Origin of the sequence: Hymenobacter armeniacus, assembly GCF_014699055.1 — a bacterium.
Classification (GTDB): Bacteria; Bacteroidota; Bacteroidia; order Cytophagales; family Hymenobacteraceae; genus Hymenobacter; species Hymenobacter armeniacus.
This window is the reverse complement of record NZ_JACXAC010000010.1, coordinates 16,907-43,317: the sequence shown is the minus strand read 5'-3', so window position 1 is coordinate 43,317 and position 26,411 is coordinate 16,907. Positions and strand designations below refer to the sequence as shown.

Annotated in this window: 13 protein-coding genes; 9 read left to right on the top strand and 4 right to left on the bottom strand. The window is 65.5% G+C overall.

Features of this window, described 5'->3' with window-relative positions; translation table 11 throughout:
- Positions 1–43: 43 nt before the first annotated feature.
- The 3 genes from sov (at position 44) to IC234_RS21470 (ending at position 9,819) form a co-directional block, all read left to right on the top strand.
- Complete coding sequence (gene sov / locus IC234_RS21480) at positions 44–7,534, top strand: T9SS outer membrane translocon Sov/SprA (protein WP_317173427.1); 7,491 nt, start codon at positions 44–46, stop codon at positions 7,532–7,534.
- A gap of 91 nt (positions 7,535–7,625) precedes the next feature.
- Positions 7,626–8,006, top strand: coding sequence for a glycine cleavage system protein GcvH (gcvH, locus tag IC234_RS21475; RefSeq protein ID WP_190928805.1), 381 nt, complete (start codon positions 7,626–7,628; stop codon positions 8,004–8,006).
- 58 nt (positions 8,007–8,064) lie between these two features.
- Complete coding sequence (locus IC234_RS21470) at positions 8,065–9,819, top strand: VanZ family protein (protein ID WP_190928803.1); 1,755 nt, start codon at positions 8,065–8,067, stop codon at positions 9,817–9,819.
- A gap of 58 nt (positions 9,820–9,877) precedes the next feature.
- On the opposite strand, the gene IC234_RS21465 is transcribed toward IC234_RS21470, so the two are convergent.
- Together IC234_RS21465 and IC234_RS21460 are read right to left on the bottom strand one after the other, a co-directional pair.
- On the bottom strand, positions 9,878–10,414 hold the full coding sequence (locus IC234_RS21465) for a hypothetical protein (RefSeq protein ID WP_190928801.1): 537 nt from the start codon (positions 10,412–10,414) through the stop codon (positions 9,878–9,880).
- 337 nt (positions 10,415–10,751) lie between these two features.
- Positions 10,752–11,651, bottom strand: coding sequence for a YicC/YloC family endoribonuclease (locus IC234_RS21460; protein ID WP_190928799.1), 900 nt, complete (start codon positions 11,649–11,651; stop codon positions 10,752–10,754).
- Between the two features lie 230 nt (positions 11,652–11,881).
- Here IC234_RS21460 and IC234_RS21455 point away from each other — a divergent pair, with 230 nt between their 5' ends.
- Complete coding sequence (locus IC234_RS21455) at positions 11,882–13,087, top strand: glycosyltransferase (RefSeq protein ID WP_190928797.1); 1,206 nt, start codon at positions 11,882–11,884, stop codon at positions 13,085–13,087.
- Between the two features lie 76 nt (positions 13,088–13,163).
- The gene (locus IC234_RS21450; RefSeq protein WP_190928795.1) at positions 13,164–14,435 is read left to right on the top strand and encodes a lipopolysaccharide biosynthesis protein; all 1,272 of its coding nucleotides are present in this window, start codon (positions 13,164–13,166) and stop codon (positions 14,433–14,435) included.
- 11 nt (positions 14,436–14,446) lie between these two features.
- Here IC234_RS21450 and IC234_RS21445 read toward each other — a convergent pair whose 3' ends face one another.
- Together IC234_RS21445 and IC234_RS21440 are read right to left on the bottom strand one after the other, a co-directional pair.
- Positions 14,447–17,986 carry a gliding motility-associated C-terminal domain-containing protein gene (locus IC234_RS21445; protein WP_190928793.1) on the bottom strand — a complete coding sequence of 1,180 codons (3,540 nt, stop codon included), beginning with the start codon at positions 17,984–17,986 and terminating at the stop codon, positions 14,447–14,449.
- A 96-nt stretch (positions 17,987–18,082) separates the two neighbouring features.
- On the bottom strand, positions 18,083–21,607 hold the full coding sequence (locus IC234_RS21440) for a DUF7948 domain-containing protein (protein WP_190928790.1): 3,525 nt from the start codon (positions 21,605–21,607) through the stop codon (positions 18,083–18,085).
- Positions 21,608–21,832: 225 nt separating this feature from the next.
- Here IC234_RS21440 and IC234_RS21435 point away from each other — a divergent pair, with 225 nt between their 5' ends.
- The 4 genes from IC234_RS21435 (at position 21,833) to IC234_RS21420 (ending at position 26,217) form a co-directional block, all read left to right on the top strand.
- Positions 21,833–23,047 (top strand): endonuclease/exonuclease/phosphatase family protein, encoded by a 1,215-nt coding sequence (locus IC234_RS21435; protein WP_190928788.1) that lies wholly within the window; start codon positions 21,833–21,835, stop codon positions 23,045–23,047.
- Between the two features lie 69 nt (positions 23,048–23,116).
- Complete coding sequence (locus IC234_RS21430; RefSeq protein ID WP_190928786.1) at positions 23,117–23,494, top strand: four helix bundle protein; 378 nt, start codon at positions 23,117–23,119, stop codon at positions 23,492–23,494.
- A gap of 85 nt (positions 23,495–23,579) precedes the next feature.
- The gene (cysS, locus tag IC234_RS21425; RefSeq protein WP_190928784.1) at positions 23,580–25,070 is read left to right on the top strand and encodes a cysteine--tRNA ligase; all 1,491 of its coding nucleotides are present in this window, start codon (positions 23,580–23,582) and stop codon (positions 25,068–25,070) included.
- A 115-nt stretch (positions 25,071–25,185) separates the two neighbouring features.
- On the top strand, positions 25,186–26,217 hold the full coding sequence (locus IC234_RS21420; protein WP_190928781.1) for a M28 family peptidase: 1,032 nt from the start codon (positions 25,186–25,188) through the stop codon (positions 26,215–26,217).
- The last annotated feature ends 194 nt before the right edge of the window (positions 26,218–26,411 follow it).

Sequence of the window (26,411 nt, the reverse complement as noted above, 5' to 3'; positions counted from 1 at the left end):
CTGCTTGAAATCCGGTCAGAAATTACTCCCCGCGTCGGTCGTTGTGGTTGCGTCGTTGGTGGCGTGGTGGGCGCAGGCCTCGCCCATGGCTTCGGCGCGCCTCGGTGGAGCGTGGCTGCGCGCCAGCCGCGCCCTTGCCCTCGACACCCCCCGCCCCAAGGGCGCGGTGGTGGATACCACGGGGCCGTACAAGCCCAGCAAGCGCCCGCGGGTGCGGGCCCAGGACCGGCCGGGCAGCCCCTTCGGACAGCGCCGCCGCACCTCGCCGCTGGTGCTGCCGTTGCCTAAGAACGTAAAACTGAACGTGCAGGTTGACGACAGCCTGAAACAATTCAGCGTAGAAGAAAAAGTCGGGAAGGACATCGACTACCGCGACCCCAGCGTGCTCAGCTACAAGGAGTACGAAGAGTACCAGCGCCGGCAGGCCGTGGCCAACTACTACCGCGAAAAAGCCAAGGGCGGCGTGACCGGCCCGGCCGCCGCGCCCGGCACCCCGCAGGCGCAGCGCCTGATACCCAAAATTTACCTCGGGCCCATTGCCAACCGCATTTTCGGGGGCAGCTACGTCGACATCCGGCCCGCGGGCTCGGTGACGATGAAGTTTGGCGGCCGCTTTAACAAAAACGAGAACCCCGCGCTGACGCTGCGCCAGCAGAGCGTGGGCGACTTTCTGTTTGAGCAGAACATCAACGTCAACCTGACCGGGGCAATCGGCACCAAGCTCAAGCTGGTGTTCAACTACGACACCAAGGCGTCGTTCGACTTCGACAACCAGATGAAGTTCGACTACGCCGGCGAGGAAACCGACATCCTGCGCAAGGTGGACCTGGGCAACGTGAGCCTGCCGCTCACCAACTCGCTGGTGCAGGGCGGCCAGAACCTGTTCGGCATCAAGACCCAGATGCAGTTTGGCAACCTGGGCGTAACGGCCGTGGCCGCCACCGTGCGCGGCACCGCCGACGAGGTGCGCATCCAGAACGGCGCCCAGAGCCGGCAGTACGAAATCAAGGTGAGCCAGTACGAGAAGGACCGGCACTTTTTCCTGTCGCAGTTCTTCCGCGACCGGTACGACCAGGCCCTGCGCAACCTGCCCACCATCCAGAGCGGCATCACCATCAACCGCCTGGAGGTGTACGTGACCAACGACAACCGCACCACCGAGAACCTGCGCAACGTGGTGACGCTCATGGACCTGGCTGAGCCGTCGCGCTTGTACCGCGCGAAGTACCGCATTGGCTCGCCCAGCGTTCAGGCGCCCGCCGACAACAAGGCCAACACCGAATACCAGACCGTGGTGGTGAACGGCAGCCGCGATGCCCGCGACAACCTGCGCGTGGATGATTTCCTGCAAACCAGGCAGGGCCTGAGCAAGAACATCGACTACGAACGGGTGCGCGCCCGCAAGCTCGACACCCGCGAATACACCTTCAACGCCCAGCTGGGCTACATCTCGCTGAACACGGCCCTGCTGCCCGACCAGGTGCTGGGCGTGAGCTACGAGTACATTTTCAACGGCAAGACCTACAAAGTAGGGGAGACGCAGGACGACTACAGCACCCGCGGGCCCGAGGAAGTGGTGTTTCTGAAGATGCTGCGGGCCAGCAACCCCGGCGTGGGCCTGATAACGGACTTCAGCCAGAACCCCGACAACCCCAACCTACGCACCGGCAACACGCCGACCTGGGATTTGATGATGAAAAACATCTATCCCCTGAACGCCTCGCAGCTGCAGCGCGACAATTTCCAGCTGCAAATCATTTACAAAGACGACGCAACGGGCGTCGACCTGATTTCGCTGAAGGAGGGCGCCCGCCTGGCCAACCGCCCGCTGATTGAGGTGCTGAACCTCGACCACGTGAACTCCAACAACGACAAGCTGCCCGACGGCAACTTCGACTACTTCCCGGGCGTGACCATCGACCCGGAACTGGGCAAGATTATTTTCCCCAACGTGCAGCCATTTGGCTCCTATCTGGCCACGCAGCTGGCCGGTGAGCCCGACCTGATAACCAAGTACGTGTACCCGGAGCTGTACAACCAGACCCAGAGCGACGCCCAGCAGGTGCAGGAAAAGGACAAGTTTTTCCTGCGCGGGCGCTTCCAGGGAGGGTCGAGCTCCGACGAGATTAGCCTGCCGGGCATCGGCATTGCGCAGGGCTCGGTGCGGGTGCGCTCGGGCTCGACGCTGCTGACCGAAGGCACCGACTACCAGGTATTTTACGACCAGGCCAAGGTGAAAATCCTGAACCCGGCCTACCTGAACTCGGCCAACGAGCTGCGGGTAGAGTTCGAGAAAAACGCCCTGGTGCAGGTGCAGCCACGCAAGCTGGTGGGCGTGCGCCTCGACTACAAGCTGAGCAAGGACGCCAACATTGGGGGCACGGCCCTGCACCTGCTCGAAAACCAGGCGCCGGGCATTAACCGCGTGAACATCGGCGACGAGCCGGGCAACAACACCATCGTCGGCCTCGACGGCAGCATCCGGAAAGAAAGCCGGGTGCTGACCAAGTACCTCGACATGCTGCCGCTGATTTCGACCAAGGAAATCTCGACCGTGGCCTTCAGCGGGGAGTTTGCCAAGCTGCTGCCGGGCCGCTCGCAGCTGGGCAACGGCGAAAACGGCGTGTCGTACATCGACGACTTCGAAAACGCCCGCACGCCCTACACGCTGGGCGGGCTGGCCAGCATTCCGGCTTGGCGCCTGGCTTCGACGCCTTTGCCCATTCAGGGTAGCAGCGTGGGCGGGCTGGCCTACAACTACCAGCGCGCCAAGCTGGCCTGGTACACCATCGACCAAGCGTATTACACCGGCGGGCCCAACGTGCCCACCAACATCAACGGCGCCGACCTGGCCAACCACTACACCCGCGGGGTGAAGCGCGACGAGGTGTTTCCGAACAAGGACCTGGGCTCGACCGGCAACGGCTTCGAGTACACCTTCGACCTGGCGTATTTCCCGAAGGAGCGCGGCCCTTATAACTACAACCCGAGCATCGACAACGCGGGCAAATTCTTTACGGGCACCGAGGCCACGGCCACGGGCCTGGTGAACAAGTTCGGGGGCATCAGCCGGGCCATCACCTTCGACACGGATTTCGACAACGCCAACATCGAATACCTGGAGTTCTGGCTGATGGACCCGTTTCTGAAGGACAGCAACCCCAATGCGCCCGCCGAGCGCGTGAACGTGTACGACACCGACGGCACCAACGCGCCCAACGTCAATGGCGGCGACCTGGTGGTGAACCTGGGCAACGTGAGCGAGGACGTGCTAAAGGACAACAACCAGCACGAGTTCGAGAACGGCCTGCCCGTGCCCGGGGCCGACACCACCGGCGTCTCGCGCAAAACGCCCTACGGCATCGTGACGCGCCAGCAGTTTCTGACCGATGCTTTCAACGCCGCGCCCGGCGCCCGCACTGCCCAGGACGTGGGCCTCGATGGCGTGAACGACGACCAGGAGCGGGCCAAAGCTGCGGGCGCAAATGGGCAGTTGCCGTACGGCCCAGCCTACGTGAACCTGCCCGACCCCTCGGCCGACAACTTCCGCCACCACCTCGACCCCAGCTACGACCAGAGCAACACCAACCTGCTGGGCCGCTACAAAAACTACGACAACTACGAGGGCAACTCGCCCGAGAACAGCCAGCTGAGCTCGACGGCCTTCCCCGATAAAGAGGACCTGAACCGTGACAACGTGGTGCAGGACGTGGAGCGCTACTACGAGTACCGCATGCGCCTGCGGCCCGGCACGCTGGACGTGGGCTCGAACTACATCATCGACAAGGTGACCAACAACATCGGGGGCGACAACGTGACGTGGTACCAGTTCCGGATTCCGATTCGCGACAACCCCACGGTGCGCGGCGCGACGCAGCCCTTTGGCTTCAAGTCGATTCGCTTCCTGCGCATGTACATGACCGGCTGGCAGGAGCCGGTGGTGCTGCGCCTAGTGCAGCCCCAGTTTGTGGCTAACCAGTGGCGCCGCTACAACTACCGCATTACTGATAACCGTTCGGGCACGGTGCCGCCCCAAAACCAGCTCACCGACGCCGACGCCTTCAACGTGTCGACGGTGAGCGTGGAAGAAAACGGCGTGGCGCAGGGCGGCGGCATTCCCTACGTGTCGCCCCCCGACATCAAGCGCGACAAAGAATACGGCAGCAGCAGCACCTCGCGCCTGCAAAACGAGCAGAGCCTGCGCCTGGCCGTGGTGAACCTGCGCGACGGCTACGCCAAGGCCGCTTACAAAAACATCACCATCAACATGCTGCGCTACAAGCGCCTGCGCCTGTTCCTGCACGGCGACAGCGAAGACCCCAGCATGCGCGACGGCGAGGTGCGCGCCTTCCTGCGCATTGGCACCGACTACACCCAGAACTACTACGAATATTCGCTGCCCCTGGAGCTTACCCGCACCGGCACCAGCCCCGACGAAGTGTGGCCCGTGGCCAACCGCGTGGACGTGGCCTTCCAGGACTTCATCGACGCCAAGGCCAAGCGCAACCAGCAGTCCACGGTGAACTTATTGGTGCCGTTTACGGTGAACTTGCCCAACGGCGCCACCATCACCGTGGTGGGCAACCCCGACTTTTCGGCGGTGCAGGGCGTGATGCTGGGCATTCTGAACCCCATCACCGACAACGCGGACCCCAGCCAGACCTCGAAAACGGTGAACCTGTGGGCCGACGAGTTCCGGGTGTTCGACTTTGAGCAGCAGGCCGGCTACGCGGCCACGGCCCGCCTCAACGTGAAGCTGGCCGACCTGGCCAACATCACGGCCACCGGCAGCTACACCAGCGTGGGCTTTGGCGGCCTGCAGGACAAGGTGCAGCAGCGCGCCATCGACAACACTTTCCGCGGCGACCTCAACGCCACGGTGGCGGCCGAGAAGTTCCTGCCCGAGCAGCTGCACTTGCGCGTGCCGGTGCTGCTGCAGATTGGCCAGGAAACCCGCTCGCCCCTCTACGACCCCCTCGACCCCGACACCAAGCTGGAGCAAAGCCTGCAGAAGTTCAAGAAAGATGGCGTTATAGATGCTGCTGCCCAGGCCGAGTACCGCAAGAAGGTCATCGACCAAACCACCAGCCGCAGCATCTCGGTGCTGAACGTGCGCAAGGAGCGCGGCCCCGCCAAGCCCGGTGCCCCGCTGGCCAAGCCCAAGCCCTGGGACATCGAGAACGTGGCCCTGAGCTACTCGCTCACCGACCGCCTGCACACCGACATCCGCACCGACCGCGACTACACCAAGTCCTACACCGCGGCCCTGGCCTACGTGTACCAGACCACGCCCAAGAACTACACGCCTCTGGCCAACTTCAAGGCCCTGGACAACCCGTACCTGAAGATTTTCAAGGAAATCAACTTCACGCCGCTGCCCTCGCGCTTCTCGTTCCGCACCGACATCGACCGGCGCTACAACGAGCGGTTCCTGCAGCGCATCCTGACGGCCGGCACCCTGCCCTCGACGGATGGCATCGCGCCCGTGATTCAGAAGTCGTTCTACATCAGCCGGATTTACGACCTGAAGTGGGACCTGACCAAGAGCCTGATTTTCGACTATACCGCCACTAACCGCGGCGTGGTGGACGAAGGGACCGGGCGCACCATTGGTGTGAGCGATGAGGCCATTCGCAACCGCGAGCAGCTGCAGCAAAACCTGCTGCGCGGCGGCCGCACCACCAATTTCACGCAGGTGGCCGCCCTCACCTACCGCCTGCCGCTCGACAAGTTTCCGCTCACCGACTGGCTGAGCGCCGACACCCGCTACGCGGCCACCTACAGCTGGCAAGCCTCGCCGCTGGGACAAACGGCGTTGGCGGACCCCACCAATCCTGACAATACCGATACGAAAGAGCTGAACCTGGGCAACACCATCCAGAACAACGCCGAGCTGAGCGCCAACGGCAAGATTGACTTGGTGAAGCTGTACAACAAGGTGAAGTTCCTGAACATCATCAACAACGCTCCGCCGCCCGTGGACCGGCCCCGACCCACCCGCGCGGCTCCCGGTGCGCCTGCCGTGCCCGCCGCGGCCGACACTACCCGCGAGAAAAACCGCTTTGTAAAAGCCGTGCTGCGCTCGCTGATGACGGCTCGCTCCCTCAACTTCACCTACACCCGCGCCAACGGCACGCTGCTGCCCGGCTACCTGCCCAAAACCAAGGTGTTCGGCCTCGACCGCGACCTGACCGCGCCGGGCCTGGGCTTTATCTTAGGCGAGCAGCCCAGCCTGGCCGACCTCTATGAGCGCGCCCGCGATAACGGCTGGTACACTCCTCAGAGCGAATACCTTAACACGCCGCTCAGCTCGCTGCTGACCGAAACCCTGACCCTGCGCACGGCCCTGGAGCCCTTCCGCGACTTCAACATTCAGCTGGACGCGCGCCGGCAGCTGGCCCGCAACCGCGATGCCTACTACCGCCGGCAAATCGATTCGATAACGCTCGTAGCGGCGCCCAATGCGCCCATCGTGACGCAGTCGTTGGGCACGGGCTCGTTCAGCACGTCCACCATCACCATTCAGACTTTGTTTGGCGATTTGAGCGCCAACGGGGAGTCGTCGAAGGCCTTCCAGCGCTTCATCGACAACCGTGGCATTGTGCGCGACCGACTGGCCCGGGCCAACCCCGCCACGGGGCCGAACGTCAACCCCGATGCAGGCTACGGTTACAACTCGCAGGACGTGCTGGTGCAAAGCTTCATCGACGCCTACCACGGCAAGTCGTCGGACGGGTACGAGGCCAAGAAATTCAATCCCTTCGCCCTACTGCCGCTGCCCAACTGGCGTGTCGACTACAACGGCTTTGCCCAACTGCCGCTCATCAAGCGCTACTTCAGCTCGTTCACCCTCAACCACGCCTATTCGTCGGTGTACAGCGTGGGCAGCTACACCACGGCCAACGTGTACAGCGACGAACTCGGCGGTTTTCCCACCCAGCGCAGCCCCACCTCTGGCCAGTTCATTCCCTACTACATTCTGGGGCAGGTGAGCATTGTGGAGCGCCTGGCGCCGCTCATCGGGGTCAATTTCCAGACGGTGAGCAAGGTGACCGGCCGCGCCGAATACCGCACCGACCGCGCCGTGGTGCTGAACACGTCCAACGCCCAGGTGACGGAGCTGTCGACCACCGAATTCATCATCGGCTTCGGCTATGCCACCAACAGCCTCAAACTGCCCTTCAAGGTGGGCGGCGAGCAGCGCGTGCTGAAAAACCAGCTTACCGCCCGCCTTGACTTGAGCATTCGCGACAACATTACGGTGCAGCGCAGCATCATCGAGACCTACGACCCCGTGAATACGCAGGGTACGGGCGGCGCGGCCTTGCCCGCCAACATAGGCCGCCCCAGCAGCACCATCACCAACGGCTCGAAAACGCTGCAGTTGCGCCCCACCATCGACTACCTGCTCAACACGCGCCTCAACCTGCAGCTGTACTACAGCCAGACCGTGACCACGCCGCGCATCAGCAACGCCTTCCGCAACTCCACCAGCGAAGGCGGCATTCAGCTCCGCTACAGCCTCACGCAGTAAGCGGTAGTGGAGCGGTGGGCTGATGATGGAGTTGAATGTGTACTTTTGACCCACCAACTCACCACTCCATTAACCCACCATTCCGCCATATATGAACCTGCCCGCCACCCTCCACTACACCAAGGACCACGAATGGATTCGCGTTGAAGGCGATGTTGCCTACGTGGGCATCACCGACCACGCGCAGAAAGAGCTGGGCGACATTGTGTACGTCGACATCGACACCCTCGACAAAGACGTGGCCCAGCACGACGTGTTCGGGACGGTGGAGGCCGTGAAAACCGTTTCGGACCTGTTCAGCCCCATCACCGGCACCGTGCTGGAGGTGAATTCCAAGCTGGCCGATGCCCCCGAAACCGTGAATTCGGACCCGTACGGCGACGGCTGGATGGTAAAAATTTCCATTGCCAACCCGGCCGAGCTCGACGCCCTGCTGACCGCCGACGCCTACGGCGAGCTGGTAGGGGCCTAAGAGCCGGCACTGTTTTGGCTTGGGCGCCGCGATGTTTACCGAACCCTTGCACAAATCATTGCCTGTTTCTTCCCCGCGCGCCTACGCCGCGCTGCCCCTCAGCTGGGCCGCCGTGGTGCTGGCGCTCACGCTCACGCCTGCCGATGAAATGCCGCGCACGCCCGTGTGGGAGCTGTTGTCGTTCGACACAGCCGCCCACGCGGGCGTGTTTTTTGTGCTGGCCGGGCTGAGCTGGTTTTCGCTGCGCCGGCAGCGCCGCTGGCCCCGCCTGGCCCGCCACGCCGGCGCGGCGGTGCTGGCGGCCAGCTTCCTGTTTGGGGCCCTCATCGAAGTGCTGCAGCTGACCATGCGCCTCGGCCGCCACGGCGAGTGGACCGACCTGCTGAGCGACGGCCTGGGCGCTGCCTTGGCCGTGGGCGCGGCCACCGCCTGGGCCGGGCGTTCGTCCCGCGGGCGGGCACTGGCCTGCCTGGGGCTGGTGGGGGCGGCCGTGCTGGGCGCCTCTTCGGCCCCGGCCCAGAACCTGCCCCGCGCCCGCGCCACCATCAAGAAGCTGGCCGCCCCCGAGCTGCACGGCCGCGGCTACGTGAAGCAGGGCGAGCACGCCGCCGCCGCCTACCTGCGCGAGCGCCTGCGCGCCCTCAAGCTGGCCCCGCTGGCGCCCAACTACACCCAGCCGTTCGTGCTCGACGTGAATACTTTTCCCGGCGAGGTAAGCGCGGCCATCCAGTCCGACGGCACCAAGCTGGCCACCGGCTGGCGGGCCGGCACTTCCTGCATTGCAGCGCCCAATTCCGGCTCCGGCACCGCCAAGGGCAGGATTTTGCTGCTCGACACCATGGCGTTCACCAAAGCCGCCGTGCAGGCCCGCTACCTGCTGGTGCCCTGGAGCAAGCGCGTGCTGCTCATGCGCGCGGCCGACGCCGCCCGCCTGCCCCAGCTGCCGGCCCTGCTGCAGCAGCGCCTCAACTCGGCGGCGGCGTTCATCACGGTGGTGCCCAAGCTCACCGCCTCGCTGGCTGTCGAGCAAGCACCTCAGCCGCGCGTCGAGGTGCTGGCCGAAAAAGTGCCCTTGTGGCTCGATAAGGCCATTTTTGGCGATACCGCAACTGGCACCGCCAAGGGCCACACCGTGTGGGGCACGGTGCGGGTGGGGGCCCAGCTGCTGCGCAACTATCAAACCCAGAACCTGGCCGCCGTGGTGCGCGGCACCGCGCAGCCTGATTCCTTCCTCGTGGTGTCGGCCCACTACGACCACCTGGGCATGATGGGCCCCAAGGCCTACTTCCCGGGCGCCAACGACAATGCCAGCGGCGTGGCCCTGCTGCTGGAACTGGCCGCCCACTACGCCCGCCCCGAAAACCGGCCGGCCTGCTCCGTGGTGTTCCTGCTGTTTGGGGCCGAGGAGGCGGGCCTGGTGGGTTCCAACTATTTCGTGGCCCACCCGCTGGTGCCGCTGCGCAACATCAAGTTTCTGGTCAACCTCGACCTGCTGGGCACCGGCGAGCAGGGCGCTACCGTGGTGAACGGCCGCGTGTTTGAAGCGCCCTACAAGCGGCTGTTGGCCCTCAACAACGCCCACCATTACTTGCCGGCCCTGGCCCCGCGCGGCCGTGCCGCCAATTCCGACCATTACCCCTTTTCGGAAGCCGGCGTGCCGGCGTTTTTCCTCTACACCCGCGGCGGCAGCCCGGCCTACCACGACGTGAACGACAAGCCCGCGGCCCTGTCGCTGGCTGGCTTTGCGGGCGCTTTTGGCTTGGTGCGCGATTTTCTCAACGCAGAAGGCGCTGCCCACCGCGCAAAAAAATAGTCGGCAGCCGAACCTGCGTTCGGCTGCCGACTATCGGCTGTTATACATTGCTGGCGGCCTAACCTTTGGCTTTCAGCGAAAGCATGATTTGCTTGGCAATGGGCTCCCACTCGGGCTTCTGGCGGTCGGCGCAGTTGAAGGTGCAAATCATGAGCTTGCCTTCCACGTCGGTGAAGAACACCAGCGTGTACACCTCGTGGCCCATTTCGGGCTTCATAAACTCGAGGAAGCCCACCTTGCGATTGTTGATGTTTTTGACGCCGTCGCCAAACCAGGTGGCGTCTTTGTACTGCTTGTGGTAAGTCTTGCCAAACGAAGCGGCGTAGATGTCGACCATGTCCTGGTCGGCGTCGTTGTCGCTGTAGTTGAAGGCCAGGCTGATGAGGTTGTTGTTGGTGAAAATCACGCTCGGGCGGCTCTGGGCTTTGGCGTAAGCAAAGTCCATCTGCTGCTCGGTCATCACCTCAAAGCCCTTGGGAATCAGGATTTCCACCCGCTCGCTGAGCACGCGTTTCTTCACCAACTCAATCTCGGATAGCGGCCGGGCAGCCGTAAGAAAGAGCCCCAGAATACAGAGTAAAAATGTAGATTTCATACTAATGGCGGAATAGGGGGTGGTAACTAAAACGGTATTTGAGTACCCAAGTTAGATACAATAATCAAATATCCAACTTTGAACTTTCAAATATCAGAAAAATTTTTCTACAAATGAAAACAGGGCATGGCACTAATCCAATAAAGTGCTAACATTCGGCTAGTTGAGGCCGTGCCAAAGTAGCTGGTCAAAAGCTCTGCCAGCTACTGGACTTGCTGTTTTTTCATTTGTTGTATTGTAAATTTTATTAATATAATTCAATTTAAGCCTGATTTTCGATGAATGAGGCTGCTTTCCCGGCGAACGTAACTTACTCCACTGCCACTGCAATGGGTGGCTAAAGAATGTTGTTGAGCTGCTCTTTTATTTTTTCCAATTCCTCCTTCATGCCCACCACCAGGTGCTGCACGGTGGCATCGTTGGCCTTGGAGCCGATGGTGTTGATTTCGCGGCCGATTTCCTGGGCCAGGAAGCCCAGCTTTTTGCCCACGGCTTCGTCGGGCTGGTGGGCGGCTTCTTCAAAATAGGCCAGGTGAGCGGCTAAGCGCACTTTTTCTTCGGCAATGTCGAGCTTTTCGATGTAGTACAGCACCTCCTGCTCGAAGCGCGTGGCGTTGAACTGCTCGTGGCTGGTGAGCTCGGCCAAATGGCTGGCTAGGCGCTGGCGCACGTGCTCGATGCGGGCGGGGTCGTGCAGCTCCACGGCCGCCAGCTGCTGCCGGATGGTGGCCACGTAGCCCAGGATTTCGGTGGTCAGCGTCTGGCCTTCGTCCTGCCGGAACTGCTGCATGGCGGCCAGGGCCTCGGTGAGCAGCGGCTGCAGCTCGGGCCAGGTGATTTCTTCGGCGGCGGGCTCGGCATCGCGCACTTCGGAGGCCGTGGGGATGACGCCGGGCAGGCGCAAGGCGGCCAGCAGCGTTTCCTCACCGGCGGGCACGCCCAAGCCGGCGGCCACGGCTTTCAGCTCGTAGAAGGCCGCTACGAGGGCTTCTTTGTTGAGCGTGGTGGCGGCGCGGGCGGCGGCCGGGCGCATAAAATCGAGGTTCAGGTTCACCTTGCCGCGTAGGAGGGCTTTGGCCACCGCGTTGCGGATTTCCAGCTCGTGCGGCATCAGGAAGCGGGGCAGGCGCAGGGTCAGGTCGAGGGTTTTGGAGTTCACCGACCGCAGTTCGACGGTGGCCGTGTAAGTATCGGTTTCGCGGTGGGCCTGGCCGTAGCCGGTCATGGAAATGAGCATGGTATCAAGTAAATAAGCGGCGCCAGGGAGGCCGCAGTCCTTCGGGGAAATACGCCACCGGCGCGTTAACAAGCAATGACGAAGGTAACGGCCAGCGCAGCATGCAACTCCGGCCGCGCAAGCGCCCGGTGGCGCTTTTGATACAGCGGGGCGCATCGGCGGCAGAAAATGAGTAAGGGCCCCGGCCGTACTTTGTAGCAAATTCGCCGCGCCTCTTTTTGCGTCCTCCCTTGAAACCGCTCCGCGTTCTGCACCTGCCCAAGTGGTATCCCAACCGCTACGACGACCAGGACGGCGACTTTGTGGGCCGGCACGTGGCCGCCATTGCGGCGCACGGCGGAGTGGAAGGCGCCGTGCTGTTTGCGGCCGTGGCGCGCGGCCCCATTCCGCGTCTGATTGAGGCCGAGGAGGACTTCGGCGGCCCCTGGCCCACGCTGCGCTATTACTACCGCGCTACGCCCACCGGCCTAGCCTTACTCGACAAGCCGCTGAAGCTGCTGCTGTACTACTGGTGCCTGCTGCGCGGCTGCCGGCAGCTGCGGCGGCACTGGGCCGGCCAGCGACCCGACCTGGTGCACGTGCACGTGCTGCTGCGCACGGGGCTGTTTGCCTGGGCGTTGCGGGCGGTGCGCGGCGTCCCGTTCATCGTGACGGAGCACTGGACGCGCTACCTGCCGCCGCGCGCGGCCAGCATATCGGGCCTGCGCCGCTGGCTGACGGCGGCCGTGGTGCGCCGGGCGGCGGCCCTGCACACGGTGAGCGCCAACCTGCGCGACGCCCTGGCCGCGCTGGGGGCCCACAATTCGGTTTCGGCGGTGATACCAAACGTGGTGGATACCGCGCTGTTTCATCCCGGCAACCTTGCCGCGCCGCGGCCGGCGCGCACCCTGCTGCACGTGGCGGCCTTCAACGAAGCGGCCAAAAACCTGTGCGGGCTGCTGCGGGCGGTGGCCGGCCTGCGCGCCGCCTGGCCGGGCCTGCGCCTGCGCATTGCCGGCTACGGCCCCGACGAAGCTCAGGTGCGCCAGCAGGCCGCCGGCCTGGGCTTGCTGGCCGATGGCACGGTGGTGTTTCTGGGCAAGCTGGCCCATCCGGCGGTGGCGGCCGAAATGCGGCAGGCCACCGGCTTCGTGTTGTTTTCCAACGTCGAGAACCTGCCTTGCGTGCTCATTGAGGCGCAGGCCAGCGGCTTGCCGGTGGTGGCCACCCGCGTGGGCGGCGTGCCCGAGCTGGTGCCCGAGGGCAGCCCGTTTGGCCACCTGGTGCCGGCCGGCGACGAGGCGGCCCTGGCTACGGCCCTCGGCCAGCTGCTGGCCCGTGCCGAAACCCAGCCGACGGACGCAGCCGCACTGGCCGCGGCGGTAAACAGCCGCTTTGGGGTAGAGGCGGTGGGGCGGCAGTTCGGCGAGTTGTATCGCCGGGCCCTGGGCCGCTGAAGCGCCGCACCTCCTGCCTCCGCAGCGGCGGGGAGTGGGGGTTTCTGTTGTTCTTTCGTGGCCTGAAAAAGAGCCCATGTTCAAACGCATTCTTCAGCATTTTGCGGCGCGCGTGCTCACGGCGGGGCTCAGCTTTGCGGTGGTGTGGCTCACGGCACGCTACCTGGGGGCCGCGGGGCGCGGGCAGGTCAGCCTGTTTTTCACCGATATGTCGGGGTTGGTGCTGCTGGCCGGGCTGGTGGGCGGCTCGTCGCTGATATACCTCGTGCCGCGCCGCAATGCCTGGCACCTGCTGCTGCCGGCCTACGGCTGGGCCGTGGTGGTGAGCGGAGGCGGGGCCGCAGTGGTGGGCTTGCTGCGGCCGGTGCCGGCCGCCTACGTGCTGCACCTGGCGGCCGTGACGCTGGTGCAGGTGCTGCTGTCCATCAACCTGTTTCTGCTGCTGGGGCGCAAGCACGAGCAGGCGTATAACGTGCTCACAACGGCCCAGGCCGCGCTGCTGGCGCTGGCGCTGGCGCTGGCATTTGCCGCGGCCCATTGGCTGGAGGTGCGCGCCTACTACTACGCCAACTACCTAGCTTACGGCCTGCCCTGGCTGCTCAGCCTGGGGCTGCTGCTGCGCCTGCCCGATGCCTGGGGCAGCCGCCGGGCCCGCCGCCGGGCAGTGGCCCGCGAGCTGGCCCGCCACAGCCGGGGGGCGCATTTTTCCAACCTGCTCACCTTCGCCAACTACCGCTTTGGCTACTACGCGGTGGCGTACCTGGCCAGTGCCCGGGCGCTGGGCGTGCTGTCGGTGGGGGTGGCCCTGGCCGAGGCCATCTGGCTGATACCGCGCAGCACGGCCCTCATTCAGTACGTGGCGCTGGTGAACGCCGCCAACCAGCGCGAGCAAACCCACGCGGCCCTGCGCGGCAGCCGGCTTACGCTGCTGGCCACGGCGGGCGCGGTGCTGGTGCTGGCGGCCGTGCCCACGGCCTGGCTGGCGGCGTGTTTCGGACCGGAGTTTGGGGCGGCGCACGGCGTTATTCTGGCGCTGGCACCCGGCATTCTGGCCTACGGGGCCGCCATGCAGGCCAGTTCCTACTTCAGCGGCACGGCGCGGTATGGCGTGAACAACCGCGCCGCCCTGCTGGGCCTGGCCGTGACGGTGCCGGCCTGCCTGCTGCTGGTGCCTCGCCTAGGCATGGTGGGCGCGGCGCTGGGCATGTCGGCTTCTTACGTGGCCACGGCGGGGTACTTGCTGGCGCATTTCCGCCGCGCCATCGGCGCCACTTGGCCGGACCTGTTGCCCGGCCCGGCCGACTTGCGCTGGCTAGCAGAGCGCCTGCCGCTGCTCCTTGCCAAATGAGCTGTTTACCCTTACCTCACCACTTCCACCATTCCTTTTAGCTGGCGGCCGTCGGGGTAGGTGATGAGGTAGTAGTACACGCCGTCGGGCTGGCCGTCGGCCCTCCAGTCGTCGCGGTAGGCAGCGGCTTCAAACACTTTCTGGCCCCAGCGGGAGAAGATTTGCAGGCGCGGCGGGCAGTCGGGGCCCAGCTTGAACGTCTCGTTCAGCGGGTCGCCGTTGGGGGTGATGATGTTCGGGATTTTGCGCGGCAGCACGGTCACCGCGGGCAGGGCCAGCTGGGTTTCGCATCGGTCGCCGTTGTAGCGCAGGCGTGCCACGGGCTGGTACTTGCCCGGCGTGGTGTAGGTGTGCGTGGGCGTAGTTTCCGTCGATTGCGTGCCGTCGCCAAAGTCCCAGCTCAGGCTGGTGCCCGCAGCCGGTGCGCCGGCCGTGAAGCGCAGCGTGAGAGGCGCCAGGCGGGCTTCGGGGCAGGGCACCGGCGCTGCCGTAGCCGTGAGCGTGGGCACCGCTGCCACCGACACCCGCCGCGTGGCCGAGGCCGAACACCCGCCGCTGCTCACCGCGTAGCTGAGCGTGGCCGGGCCCACAAAGCCCGCTGGCGGTGTGAAAAAGAAACCCGTGGCCGGGCTGCCCGTTACGCCCGTGCCGGTCCAGACGCCGCCGGCCGGGCTGCCGCGCAGGGCAAAGCGCTGGGTGCTGCCGGGGCACAGCACGGTGTCGGCGGGCAGCACGGGCGCTACCGGCCGGGTGATGGCCACGGTGCGGCTGTCCTGCACCACGCAGCCGCCCACGCTCAGCGTGTAAACGACTTGGTAGGTGCCCGGCGCGCTGTTGGGGTTGAAGTAAAATCCCGTGCTGCCCCCGTTGATGACGCCCGAGCCGCTCCACACCCCGCCGGCGGGCGCGGCGGTGAGGGGCACCACCGGCAGGGCAGGATTATTGATGCCCGGGGTGCAGTAAGTGCTGGCCAGCGCCGCCGTGATGGCCACCGTGGGCGGCGCCGTCACGGTCACGCGGCGGGTGCCGGTGGTGGTGCACAGCCCCGAGCTCAGCACGGTATACGTGAGGCTTTGCACCCCCACCAGCGCCGCCGAGGGCGTGAAAAAAAAGCCCGTGGCCAGGCTGCCCGTCACGCCCGGCCCGCTCCAGGTGCCGCCCGTGGGGTTGCCCACCAGGGGCTGGGGGCCGGCCGTGGCGCACACCGTCTGGTCGGCGCCGGCGTTGGCGATGCTGGGTTCGAAGTTGAAGACAAAGGCGGCGTTGTTGCAGTTGCCGCTGGGGTTGAAGGTGGAATAGGTGTTGGCCCCCGGCGGAATGGGAAAGCCCGAGCCAAACCCGCACGCGCACACCGCCTGGTACACCACCCCGCGCGGGTCGAAGCGGGCCGTGCCGCCGTCCACGTGGTCGTCGGTGCCGGTGGTGTCGCCGTAGTACGTGGCGTAGGCCAGGCTGCCCAGGCCCGCGGCAAATTGCACCAGGTAAAAATCGTTGGCGTCGGTGTTGGGCTGCAGGGCGCCGGGCGTGACGGGCAGCCCGGCCGTGGTGCCGTTCAGGGCCAGGTAGGGCTCGCCGCCGCCGAGGTTGTCGTTGAGCACGCCGCCCCAGCCGCACACGTACACTCGGTCGCAGCGGTCCACGAGGAAGGCCGTGGGGTCGAGGTCGATGCTGTTGCGGCCGCTTCCGAATACCGTGGCCAGCTGCGTGGTGCCAAGGTTGGGGTCGAGCTTGTGAATGAACTGCCGGCCGTTGGGCGTGACGAACAGGCCGGGCGTGGTGGGGTAGGCCCCGGCGGTCTGGCCCAGCACGTACACGCCGCCATCGGTGCCCAATTGCAGAAAATAGCTTTGGTCATAAGCCGGCGTGCCCAGGTAGCTGGCGCGCAGCAGACCGGTGCCGCTGGCGCTGATGCGGGCCACAAAGCCGTCGACGTCGCCCAGGGCCGCGGGGCGCAGGCTGCCGGCCGTGGTGGGAAAGTTGGAGCTTAGCGTGCCGCCGGTCACGTACACGTCGCCGCTCGTGGGCTCCACCTGAATGGAATACGCGGCATCGGAAGCGCCCCCGCCCAGGTAGCTGCCCCAGGTAAGGGCCGTGAGGGTGGGGTTGAGCTTGAGCACGAGGCCGTCGGTGGCGCCGCCCCGGTAGGTCGTGTTAAAGCCCCGGGCCAGCGGGAAATCACTGGAAGACGTGTTGCTGGCCACGTACACGTTGTCGGCCGCGTCCACCAGAATGTCGCCCCGAAACGGGTCGCCGTAGTTGTGGGCCAGCTGGGCGGTGGTGTTCACGTTCAGGGGCAGCACGCCCTCGTTGCCCGAGCCTCCGAGGTAGGTCGAGCCCACCAGTCCCGTGCCGTTGGCGTTGAAGCGGGTTATCACCAAATCGGAGCCGTTGGGCAGGGCGTAATCGAAGCCGTAGCCGTAGGGGTCGGTGTAAAAGCCTTGATTGAATGTGCGTTGCAACGCTCCCGCGGTGGTCGGGTAGTTGTTGCTGGAGCTGGCGCCCAGCAGCAACAGCTCGCCCTGGCTGTTCACCACCAGGCTCGTGGGAAAGTCGGCGTTGCCGCCGCCGATGTAGGAGGCCCACACCCGCGCGGCGGGCCCGCTCACGCTGGTTTGGTACTTAATCACGCCGATGTCGATGACGCCCGAAAACTGCGTGCGGAAAGCGCCCGGGCTGGCCGGGTAGCCCAGCGAAAACACGATGCCGCCGGAGTAGAGGTTGCCCTGCGTATCGTAGGTGGCCGTGAAGCCCCAGTTGTCGGCCGTCGAGCCGGTATAGCTGGCAAACACCACCACGGGGTCGATGACGAGCGGCAATTTCTGGTCGTAGCGGCCTAGGGCAAAGCGCACGGTGCCGTCGGTCAGCATGTAGCGGCAGGCCACGGCCCGGCGTCGGCCGCGGGCGGTGGTTTGCCAGGCTTGCGGGGCGCGCTCCACAAGGGTGCCCACGCTGGTGCGCACCAGCAGGTTGCCTTCGGCATCCAGCGTCAGGCCCGTGGCGCCGTCGTGGCGCAGGGCAATGGCCTCGGGGCGGGCGCCGGGCGCCACTTCAAAGTCGTATTCTAAGTGCTGGTCGGTGCTTTCATACACGCGGGCGTTCACGCCGGGCCACAGGCCCGCGTAGCGCAACTCGCGGAAGCCACGCACGCCGGTGGCCCAGTGCGTGGGGTCCTGGCCCAGGAAGTAGTTGCGCCGCTCCTCGGTGGCCTCGGCGGGCGTGATGGTGGCCGGGGCCGCGCCCTCGAAGCGCAGCGTGAGGGCGTGGCCGTGCAGCAGGCTGTCGGCGGCGGGGCGGCGCTCTTTGTGGGCGCCGTGGCCAGGGCGGTCGAGGCTGCCACTGGCCAGCAACGAGAACGTGAGGCCGTCGGGCTCGGCAAAGAGCCGGCCGCCGGGCAGGGCGGCCACGTAGCGGGCGCGCTCGTCCCACTGGCCTTTGTTTTCCACAAATTCCAGCGTGCGCTCGGGGCGGGTAGGGGGCGTGGTATGGGCCGTGGCCGCGGTGCCGAAACCCAGTTGCAGCACGCCCGCAGCTACAAGTAGAAATAGCTTCATCAACAACAGAATAAAGGACGGGTGGGAAAGTAAATATAAATGTTCGGCCGCCCCGGGTTGCGGAGCGGCCGAACGGGCAACAGCAACCTGACCGGGCTAGCGGCGCACCTCCACCCAGCCCTTCACGCGCCGGTCGTCGGCGTCGCGCAGCAGGAAATAGTAGATGCCGTCGGGCAGGTTTTTGGCGTCCCAGTCGTTACGGTACTCATCGGTTTGGTACACGCGCTGGCCCCAGCGCGAAAACACTTCCAGCGACGCCGGCTTGCAGCCGATGCGCGGCCGGAAGGTCTGGTTCTGGTTGTCGCCATTGGGTGTGATGATGTTGGGCACGAACACGGCGCCCACCTCCACCGGCGCAAAGCCCGTGAGCACCTCACAGTTGCCGTAGCGGGCCTGCAGCTGCACGCGGTAGGAGCCCGGCTTTTCGTACACGTGCGTGGGTTCGGCCTCGGTGCTGGTGCTGCCATCGCCAAAATCCCAGAGGTAGGTGGCCCGGGGCGCCAGCAGCACCGGCGAGAGCTGGCACTTGAACGGCGCCAGGCCGGCGTATTGCGGCACGGCCTCGCACACCGGCAGGTTCAGGCCCACGTCTTGGGTGGAAGTGGGGGCCAGCACCACCGTGCGGGTGGCCGTGGTCTGGCAGGGGCCTTCGGTCACGGTATACGTCAGGGTGAAGACGCCGCCGCGGTTGTTGGTGTTCGGGGGCGTGAAAAAGCCGCTCGGGGTGACGCCCGTACCGCTCCACACGCCGCCCGCCGGGCTGTAGCCGCGCAGCTGGAAGGGCTGGCGCAGGTCGGCGCACAGGGTGGTGTCGCGGCCCGGCACCACGGTGGGCGGGCGCGTCACCACCACCTGCCGCGTGCCCACGCCGCAGCCCAGCGAGTCCGTGACGGTGTAGCTGATGGTGTGCGTGCCCGGCCCGGCCGCGGCCGGCAGGAAAATGCTGCCCGACACCCCCGGCCCGCTCCACACCCCGCCCGGCACCGAGGCCGTGAGGGCCGCGCCCTGGCCGGTGGTGCACTGGGGCGGAATGGGGTTCACCGTGGGCACCACGGGCGGCGCCACCACGTAGCGCACGCTACGCGTGCTGATGCAGGTACCCGTGGAGGTCACCGTGTAGGTGAGGCCGTACTGGCCCGGGCCCACCGCGGCGGGCTCGAACTGGTAGCCGCCGCCGGCCGTGGCCTGCACGCCCGGCCCGGTCCAGATGCCGCCGGCGGGCGTGCCGCTCAGGGCCACCGGCCCGCTGCCCACGCACACAAAGCGCCGCGGGCCGGGGTCGGCCTGAATGATTTCAAAGTTCATCTTGAAGGCCCCGTTGTTGCAGTTGCTGCTGCCGTTTTGGGTGGTGTAGGTGCCGGCGTCGGGCGGGGACGGGAAGCCCTGGGTGCCGCGGCAGCTGGCGCACACCGCCTGGTACACGATGCCGCGCCGGTCGAAGCGCGAGGTGCCGCCGTCAACGTGCTCGGCTCCGCCGCCGTTTTGCCCGAAGTAGGTGCCGTACTGCAGGCTGCTCATGCCGGCCCCGAACTGGGCCAGGTAGAAATCGGAGCCGTCGGTGGTGCGCTGGAAGGCGTTGGCCGTCACGGGCAGGCCGAAGGTGGTGCCCTGCAGGTAGCCGCCGGTGTCTTCGCCGCCCCAGCCCGCCACGTAGATGCGCTCGCACTCATCGACCAGAAAAGCCGTGGGCACCAGGTCGATGCTGGAGCGCCCGCTGCCAAACACCGTGCTGTAGATGCTGGCCGTGAGGTCGGGGCTGAGCTTCTGAATGAACTGCCGGCCGCCCACCACCGTGTAGAGGCCCGGCGTAACGGGATATTGCCCCAGCGTTTGGCCAAACAAGTAGGCGTTGCCGGCCGCGTCGAGCTGCAAAAACTGGGCCTGGTCGTAGCTGCTGGTGCCCACGAAGGTGGCGCGCTCCAGCGTGCGCCCGTCGGTGCTCACGCGGGCCGCAAAGCCGTCGACGTTGCCCTGCAGCGCGGAGCGGTAGGCGCCCGCCGTGCCCGGCAGCGTGGGCGACGTGGTGCCGCCGCACACATACACCCGGCCCTGGGCGTCGCGCTGAATGGAATAGGCTGCATCGGCGCCGGTGCCGCCCAGCAGGCCGGCCCAAGCCACGGTGCTCAGGTCGGCGGTGAGCTTGCACACCAGCGCATCGGAGCTGCCGCCCCGGAAGGTGGCGTTGAAGCCCTGGCTCAGGCCCGGAAAGTTGGTCGAAGTCGACGACGACGCCACGTACACGTTGCCGTTGCCATCAAGCACCACGTCGCTCCGAAACACGTCGCCGTAATTCGACGCCGTGGCCGAATATTCGTTCAGCACGCCGTCGTTGCCGGAGCCGCCCAGGTAGGTACTGGCCCGCAGCGTGTTGCCGTTGGCGTCGAGGCGCACCACCACCAAATCGGCGCCGTTGGGCATGAGATATTGCGGCGATGCGCTGGCGTTGAGCACGTTGAAAGGATTGAGCGACGTGCCGCCCCCAAACGTGCGCTGCACCGCCCCCGGCGTGGTGGGAAAGTTGGTAGAGGACGTGCTACCCAGCACCACTAGCTCGTTTTGCGCGTTCACCACCAGGCTGCTCGGAAAGTCAGAACTGTTGCCGCCCAGGTAGGTGGCCCATACCCGTGCCGCCGTGCCGCGCGCTGTGGTGTTGTATTTGATGAGGGCCATGTCTTCGAGGCTGCTGAAGCTGGCCTGGTAGGCGCCGGTGGTGGTAGGAAATCCGGCCCCGAACGCAATGCCGCCCGAATACAGGTTGCCCGCGTTGTCATAGGTCGCGGTGAAGCCCCAGTTGTCGGCCGCCGAGCCCGTGAGCGTGGAAAACTGCACCGTGGGGTCGATGGTGAGGGCGCGGCTGTGGTCGTAGGTGCCCAGGGCAAACGTGACGGTGCTGCCCTTGAGCACGTAGCGGCAGGGCACCGGCTGCTGCCGGCCGGCCGCGTCCATTTGCCAGGCCTGCGGGGCTTGCTCCGTGACGGTGGCCACCGTGGTTTTCACCACCAGGTTGCCGGCCGCGTCGAGGCTCAGGCGGCTGGCGCCGTCGTAGCGCAGGGCCACGCGGGCGGGGTTGGCGTGCGGGGCCAGCAGCACGTCGTACTCCAGGCGCTGGCCAGCGTTTTCGTACAAGGTCAGGTCGATGCCCGGCCAGAGCTGCTCGTAGCGCAGGCGGCGATAGGCGGCCACGTCGCTGGCCCAGCGCTTGGGGTCGGCACCCACGAAATAGTTGCGGGTGCCGGCCGTGGGCGCATCAGCCGTGAGCCTGGCGCGGGCGCTGGCCTTCTCAAAGTGCACCGTGTAGGCGTGGGCCGCCACCACAGTGGGCGTGGCGGCGCGGGTGCCGCCCGGGGCCTGGCCGGTGGCCTCGCGGTGGTGGCGCAGCAGGGCTGGGTCCACGAAGGCGTAGGTGAGGGCGTCGCGCTGCACAAACAGGCGGCCCGAGGGCAGAGCTGCTTCGTAGCGCACGGGGGCTTCCCACTGGCCTTTGTTGTGAATGAATTCGAGGCTGGGGGCGCCTGGCTCGCCGCCGGCTGCCCGGGCCCGGCCAAGGCCGGCCGTCAGCAGCAACACACCCAGCGGCAACGACCACAACGGCCGGAAACTAAAGCGGAAAAGTAGAGGCATAGAAGCGCCAGAGGCAGGAAAGGAATAAAAAGGAGCCGCGAAACGGAGGACCGGGAAAAGAGCCCAATTCGTTGCAGCCGAAACCGCGCAAACGCAAAATTCGTGCAAGGTTGCGCAGGATTCGTGCACCTTTTCCGGCGGCCCCGCACCGCGAACATAAAGGCGGCCACCCCGCCGCGGCTTGCGGGCCCTGCCGCTACCTTTGCGGGCTCGTTTGCCAGTGCCGTGCGCCGCTCTTTCGCTTTCAAAATAACCGTGTTTACCCTGGGCTGGCTGCTGCTGGCCATTGCCTGCCAGCAAGTGCCGACTGGTGCGTTCTGGCCGGTGCTGTTTGGGGCGCTCACCACGCCGGTGGCGCTGGTGTGCACGCTGCTGCTGGCGCTGTACTGGCTGCGGCGCAACTGGCGCGTGGCCGTGCTGCCCCTGTTGGTGCTGGGCCTCACCTGGCCCCACTTGCAGCGCGGCCTGGCCCTGCACCTGCCGCGGGCCAACAAGCTGCCGCCCGCCACCGGCACCGTGGGCCGGCGCAACGCCGCCCTGCCGAAGGCGCCGGTGCCGGCCTCGCAGTTTTATGAGGTGCACCCCACGGAAGTCTCGCTGCTGTCGGCCAACGTGCGCATTTTCAATGTGTATGCCCAGTTGCGCGACCCCGACATGGCGTCTTCCACGGGCTTCATTCGCTGGCTGGCCGCCAGTCCGGCCGACGTGCTGTGCCTGCAGGAGTTCTACAACGAGCCCCACGGCTCGCGCAATGACAAAGACATTTTCCGGACCGAGGAATACCTGGGGCGCGGCAGCGGCCGGCACGCCTTCGTGTCGGTCACGCTCACCAACAGCATCGGGGCCGAGTTTGGGCTGGCCATTTTTTCGCGCTTTCCCATCGTGCGCCGGGGCACCATTTCCTTCGGCAAGCTCACGCAAAACCACGCCATGTGGGCCGACGTGGCCCGCCCCGCCGCCCGCACCGGCCACGGCCGCCCCGATACCATTCGCGTGTTCAACCTGCACCTGCAAAGCATGAGCATGGCCGATGCCGACATTGCCGCCGCCACCGGCAGCCGCGACGGCCTGCGCCGGAAAGCCCCCAACCTGCTGCGCCGCTTCCGCAACGGCGCGGTGGCCCGCGGCACCCAGGTCGACACGGTGCTGGCCCGCATTGCCCGCTCGCCCTACCCCGTGCTTCTGGCCGGCGACCTCAACGACCTGCCCTATTCCTACGCCTACGACCAGCTGGCCGACCACCTGCAGAACGCCTGGGCCACCGCCGGCCTCGGCATCGGTGCCACCTACAACGGCCGCCTGCCCCTGCTGCGCATCGACCAGCAGTTTGCCGGCCCGCAGTGGCGGGTGCTGGGCTGCCAGGTGCACCGCGAAGTGAAATGGAGCGACCATTTCCCAGTAGAAGCGCTGTATCAGTTAACAGTTAACAGTGAGCAGTGAACAGTTGGCAGTGGGCCACGGAAGCATTTGCTGACTGACTGCTAACTGATAACCGAGTAGTTTTGACGTATGGACACGCCAAAGCACGAAGCCGGGCCATTGTTGCAAAAATCCTTTGCTTTCGCGGTGCGGATGATGAAGTTTCATCGCCACTTGCAAACCAACGAGCGAGAGTTTGTCGTTTCCAAGCAGTTGGTTCGCAGCGCTACTTCCATTGGTGCCAACGCAGAAGAAGCAACGGGTGCTATTTCGACGGCGGATTTCACCAGCAAGATTTCCATTGCTTATAAAGAAGCTCGAGAGACAAGCTACTGGCTTCGGCTGTTGCAGGCGGCTGGCTACATGGAGGAGAAGCTATTCCTTTCCCTCCACGACAATTGTCAGCAACTTTGTCGTATCCTCTATTCCATCCTGCGGTCAAGTGGCCGCGCGCATAAATACAGCTAACAGTTATCAGTGAGCAGTTGTCAGTGCTGTTTGCGTAGTTTTTTAACCTGTTAACTGCTCACTGATAACTGTTAACTGATTCCCCATGCCGCTCTCGCTCTATAACACGCTTTCCCGCCGAAAAGAAGAATTCCAGCCCGTGCACCCGCCCCAGGTGGGCGTGTACCTGTGCGGCCCCACTGTGTACAGCGAGGCGCATTTGGGCAACGCCCGCGGCCCGGTGGTGTTCGATGTGCTGACGCGCTACCTGCGCCACCTGGGCCATCAGGTGCGCTACGTGCGCAACATCACCGACGTGGGCCACCTCGAAAGCGACGCCGACACCGGCGAAGACAAGATGGAGAAAGCCGCCCGCGCCGCCCGCATTGAGCCCATGCAGGTGGCCCAGCACTTCACCAACCGCTACCGCCAGCACATGCTGGCCCTGGGCTGCCTGCCGCCCGACATCGAGCCCCAGGCCAGCGGCCACATCATCGAGCAGATTCAGGTCATCGAGGAAATCATCGCCAACGGCTTGGCCTATGAGGTGAACGGCTCGGTGTATTTCGACGTGCCCAAGTACAACGAGTCCGAACGCTACGGCAAGCTCTCGAACCGCAGCATTGAGGACCAGCTGGCCGGCACCCGCGCCAACTTGGAAGGCCAGAGCGAGAAGCGCAGCCCGTTGGATTTTGCCCTCTGGAAAAAGGCCGCGCCCGAGCACATCATGCGCTGGCCTTCGCCCTGGGGCGAAGGATTCCCCGGCTGGCACCTGGAGTGCTCGGCCATGAGCCGCAAGTACCTGGGCAAGCTGAGCGACATTCACGGCGGCGGCCTGGACCTGATGTTTCCGCACCACGAGTGCGAAATCGCGCAGAGCCAGGGCAGCCACGCCCACACCGACGAGGCCCGCTTCTGGCTGCACAACAACATGATAACCGTGAACGGCACCAAGATGAGCAAGAGCCTGGGCAACTTCGTGCTGCTCGGCGACATGTTTGTGGGGCCCACGGGCGGCTTGTCGCAGGCCTACTCGCCCATGGTGGTGCGTTTCTTCCTGCTGCAGGCCCACTACCGCTCGCCCGTGGACGTGAGCGACGACGCCCTGCAGGCCGCCCGCAAGGGCTACCGCAAGCTGATGAACGGCCTGCGGCTGCTCGACAAGCTAACGGCCACTGAGGTGACCGAAGAAGTGTCGGAAAGCGCGGCCCAACAGCTGCTGGCCCTGGCCGCCAAGCCCGCCGAGTTCCTCAACGACGACCTGAACACGCCCCGCGCCCTGGCCGCGCTGTTCGACTTGCTCAAGCGCTTCAACACCCTGGCCGCCACGCCGGCCGCGCTGGCCGAAGTGGGCCGCCAAGCCCTGGCCCACGCCGCCGCCACCTACCGCATGCTGGTGCAGGACGTGCTGGGCCTGCGCGACGAACCCCGCGCCAACGCCGAGCAGCTCCTCGACCTCACCCTCGGGTTTTACTCCGAAGCCAAGGCCGACAAAGCCTACGACAAAGTGGACCAGATTCGGGCCGCCCTCAAAGGCCAGGGCATTGTGATAAAAGACACCAAAGCCGGCGTGGAGTGGGCCTACAGCGAGGAGTAAATCTGTCATGCTGAGCGCAGCGAAGCATCTTATCACGCTGGCGCCGGTCGAGCTACTTATCCAATAACCCTGACGCGATAAGGTCCTTCGCTGCGCTCAGGATGACAGAAAAAGCATGAAATCTTATTTTCCCCTGGCCGCGCTGGCCGGCCTGCTCGTTCTCACCGGCTGCCCCGACAAAACCAAGGCCCCCGAAACGGCGGACACCAGCGCCCCCGCCGCCCCCAAGCTGCCCAAGGCCCCCGTGTTCAACGCCGACTCGGCCTACGCGTTCACGGCCAAGCAGGTGGCTTTCGGGCCGCGCGTGCCCAACTCCAAGGCCCACGTGGCCTGCGGCGACTGGCTGGTGCGCAAGCTGAAGGGCTACGGCCTGAAGGTGATGGAGCAGCCGTTCAATGCGATGACGTTTGACGGCACCAACATCCGAGCCCGCAACATCATTGCCCAGTACCAGCCCACGGCGGCGCGGCGCGTGGCCATCTTCGGCCACTGGGACACCCGGCCTTTCGCCGATGCCGACAAGGACCCGGCCAAGAAAAACAAGCCCATGGACGGCGCTTCCGACGGGGCCAGCGCCGTGGCCGTGGCCCTGGAAATGGCGCGGGTGCTCAGCCAGCAGCCCGACTCGCTGGCCCCCAACGTGGGCATCGACTTCATTTTCTTTGACGCCGAGGACTGGGGCCACGACGAAGGCACCCAGCAGGGCGTGAAAAACCAGCTCGACGGCAGCGGCACCGACTCGTGGTGCCTGGGCTCGCAGTACTGGTCCAAAAACCTGCTGCCCGTGGGCTACAAGGCCGAGTACGGCGTGCTGCTCGACATGGTGGGCGCCAAGGGCGGCACCTTCACCCGCGAGGAAACCTCGCGCACCAACGCCCGCGGCCCGCTCGACAAAATCTGGAACACCGCCGCTACCCTGGGCTACTCCGATTTCTTCCGCTTCCAGGACACCGGCGGCATCACCGACGACCACGTGTACACGAACCGGGCCGGCATTCCCACGCTCGACATCTATGACCACCCCACCTACGGCGACGACTACTTCCCCGCCTACCACCACGCCACCACCGACAACATGAGCATCATCGACCGCAAGACGCTCAAGGCCGTGGGCCAGACCATGGTGCAGGTGTTGTACATCGACTAGCCAGCGCGGCCTTGTATTAGACCTGAAAACGGCCGCCGGGGCAACCCGGCGGCCGTTTTTGGTGTCAAGCCCGTCGCACGGGCAGGCGCAGATTCTGCCCGGCCTCAAGCATGTGAACGTTGGGTAGCTTGGCGTTGCGCAAGGCAGCACTATGGCGTTTGCGCCGGGTAGTAGTGGGCGCCAAGCAGTTATTG

Coding starts and splice junctions, on each gene's coding strand:
- IC234_RS21440 (WP_190928790.1), bottom strand. CDS start 21,607: ATGCCTCTACTTTTCCGCTTTAGTTTCCGGCCGTTGTGGTCGTTGCCG.
- cysS (WP_190928784.1), top strand. CDS start 23,580: ATGCCGCTCTCGCTCTATAACACGCTTTCCCGCCGAAAAGAAGAATTC.
- IC234_RS21420 (WP_190928781.1), top strand. CDS start 25,186: ATGAAATCTTATTTTCCCCTGGCCGCGCTGGCCGGCCTGCTCGTTCTC.
- IC234_RS21460 (WP_190928799.1), bottom strand. CDS start 11,651: ATGCTCATTTCCATGACCGGCTACGGCCAGGCCCACCGCGAAACCGAT.
- gcvH (WP_190928805.1), top strand. CDS start 7,626: ATGAACCTGCCCGCCACCCTCCACTACACCAAGGACCACGAATGGATT.
- IC234_RS21430 (WP_190928786.1), top strand. CDS start 23,117: ATGGACACGCCAAAGCACGAAGCCGGGCCATTGTTGCAAAAATCCTTT.
- IC234_RS21450 (WP_190928795.1), top strand. CDS start 13,164: ATGTTCAAACGCATTCTTCAGCATTTTGCGGCGCGCGTGCTCACGGCG.
- IC234_RS21445 (WP_190928793.1), bottom strand. CDS start 17,986: ATGAAGCTATTTCTACTTGTAGCTGCGGGCGTGCTGCAACTGGGTTTC.
- IC234_RS21465 (WP_190928801.1), bottom strand. CDS start 10,414: ATGAAATCTACATTTTTACTCTGTATTCTGGGGCTCTTTCTTACGGCT.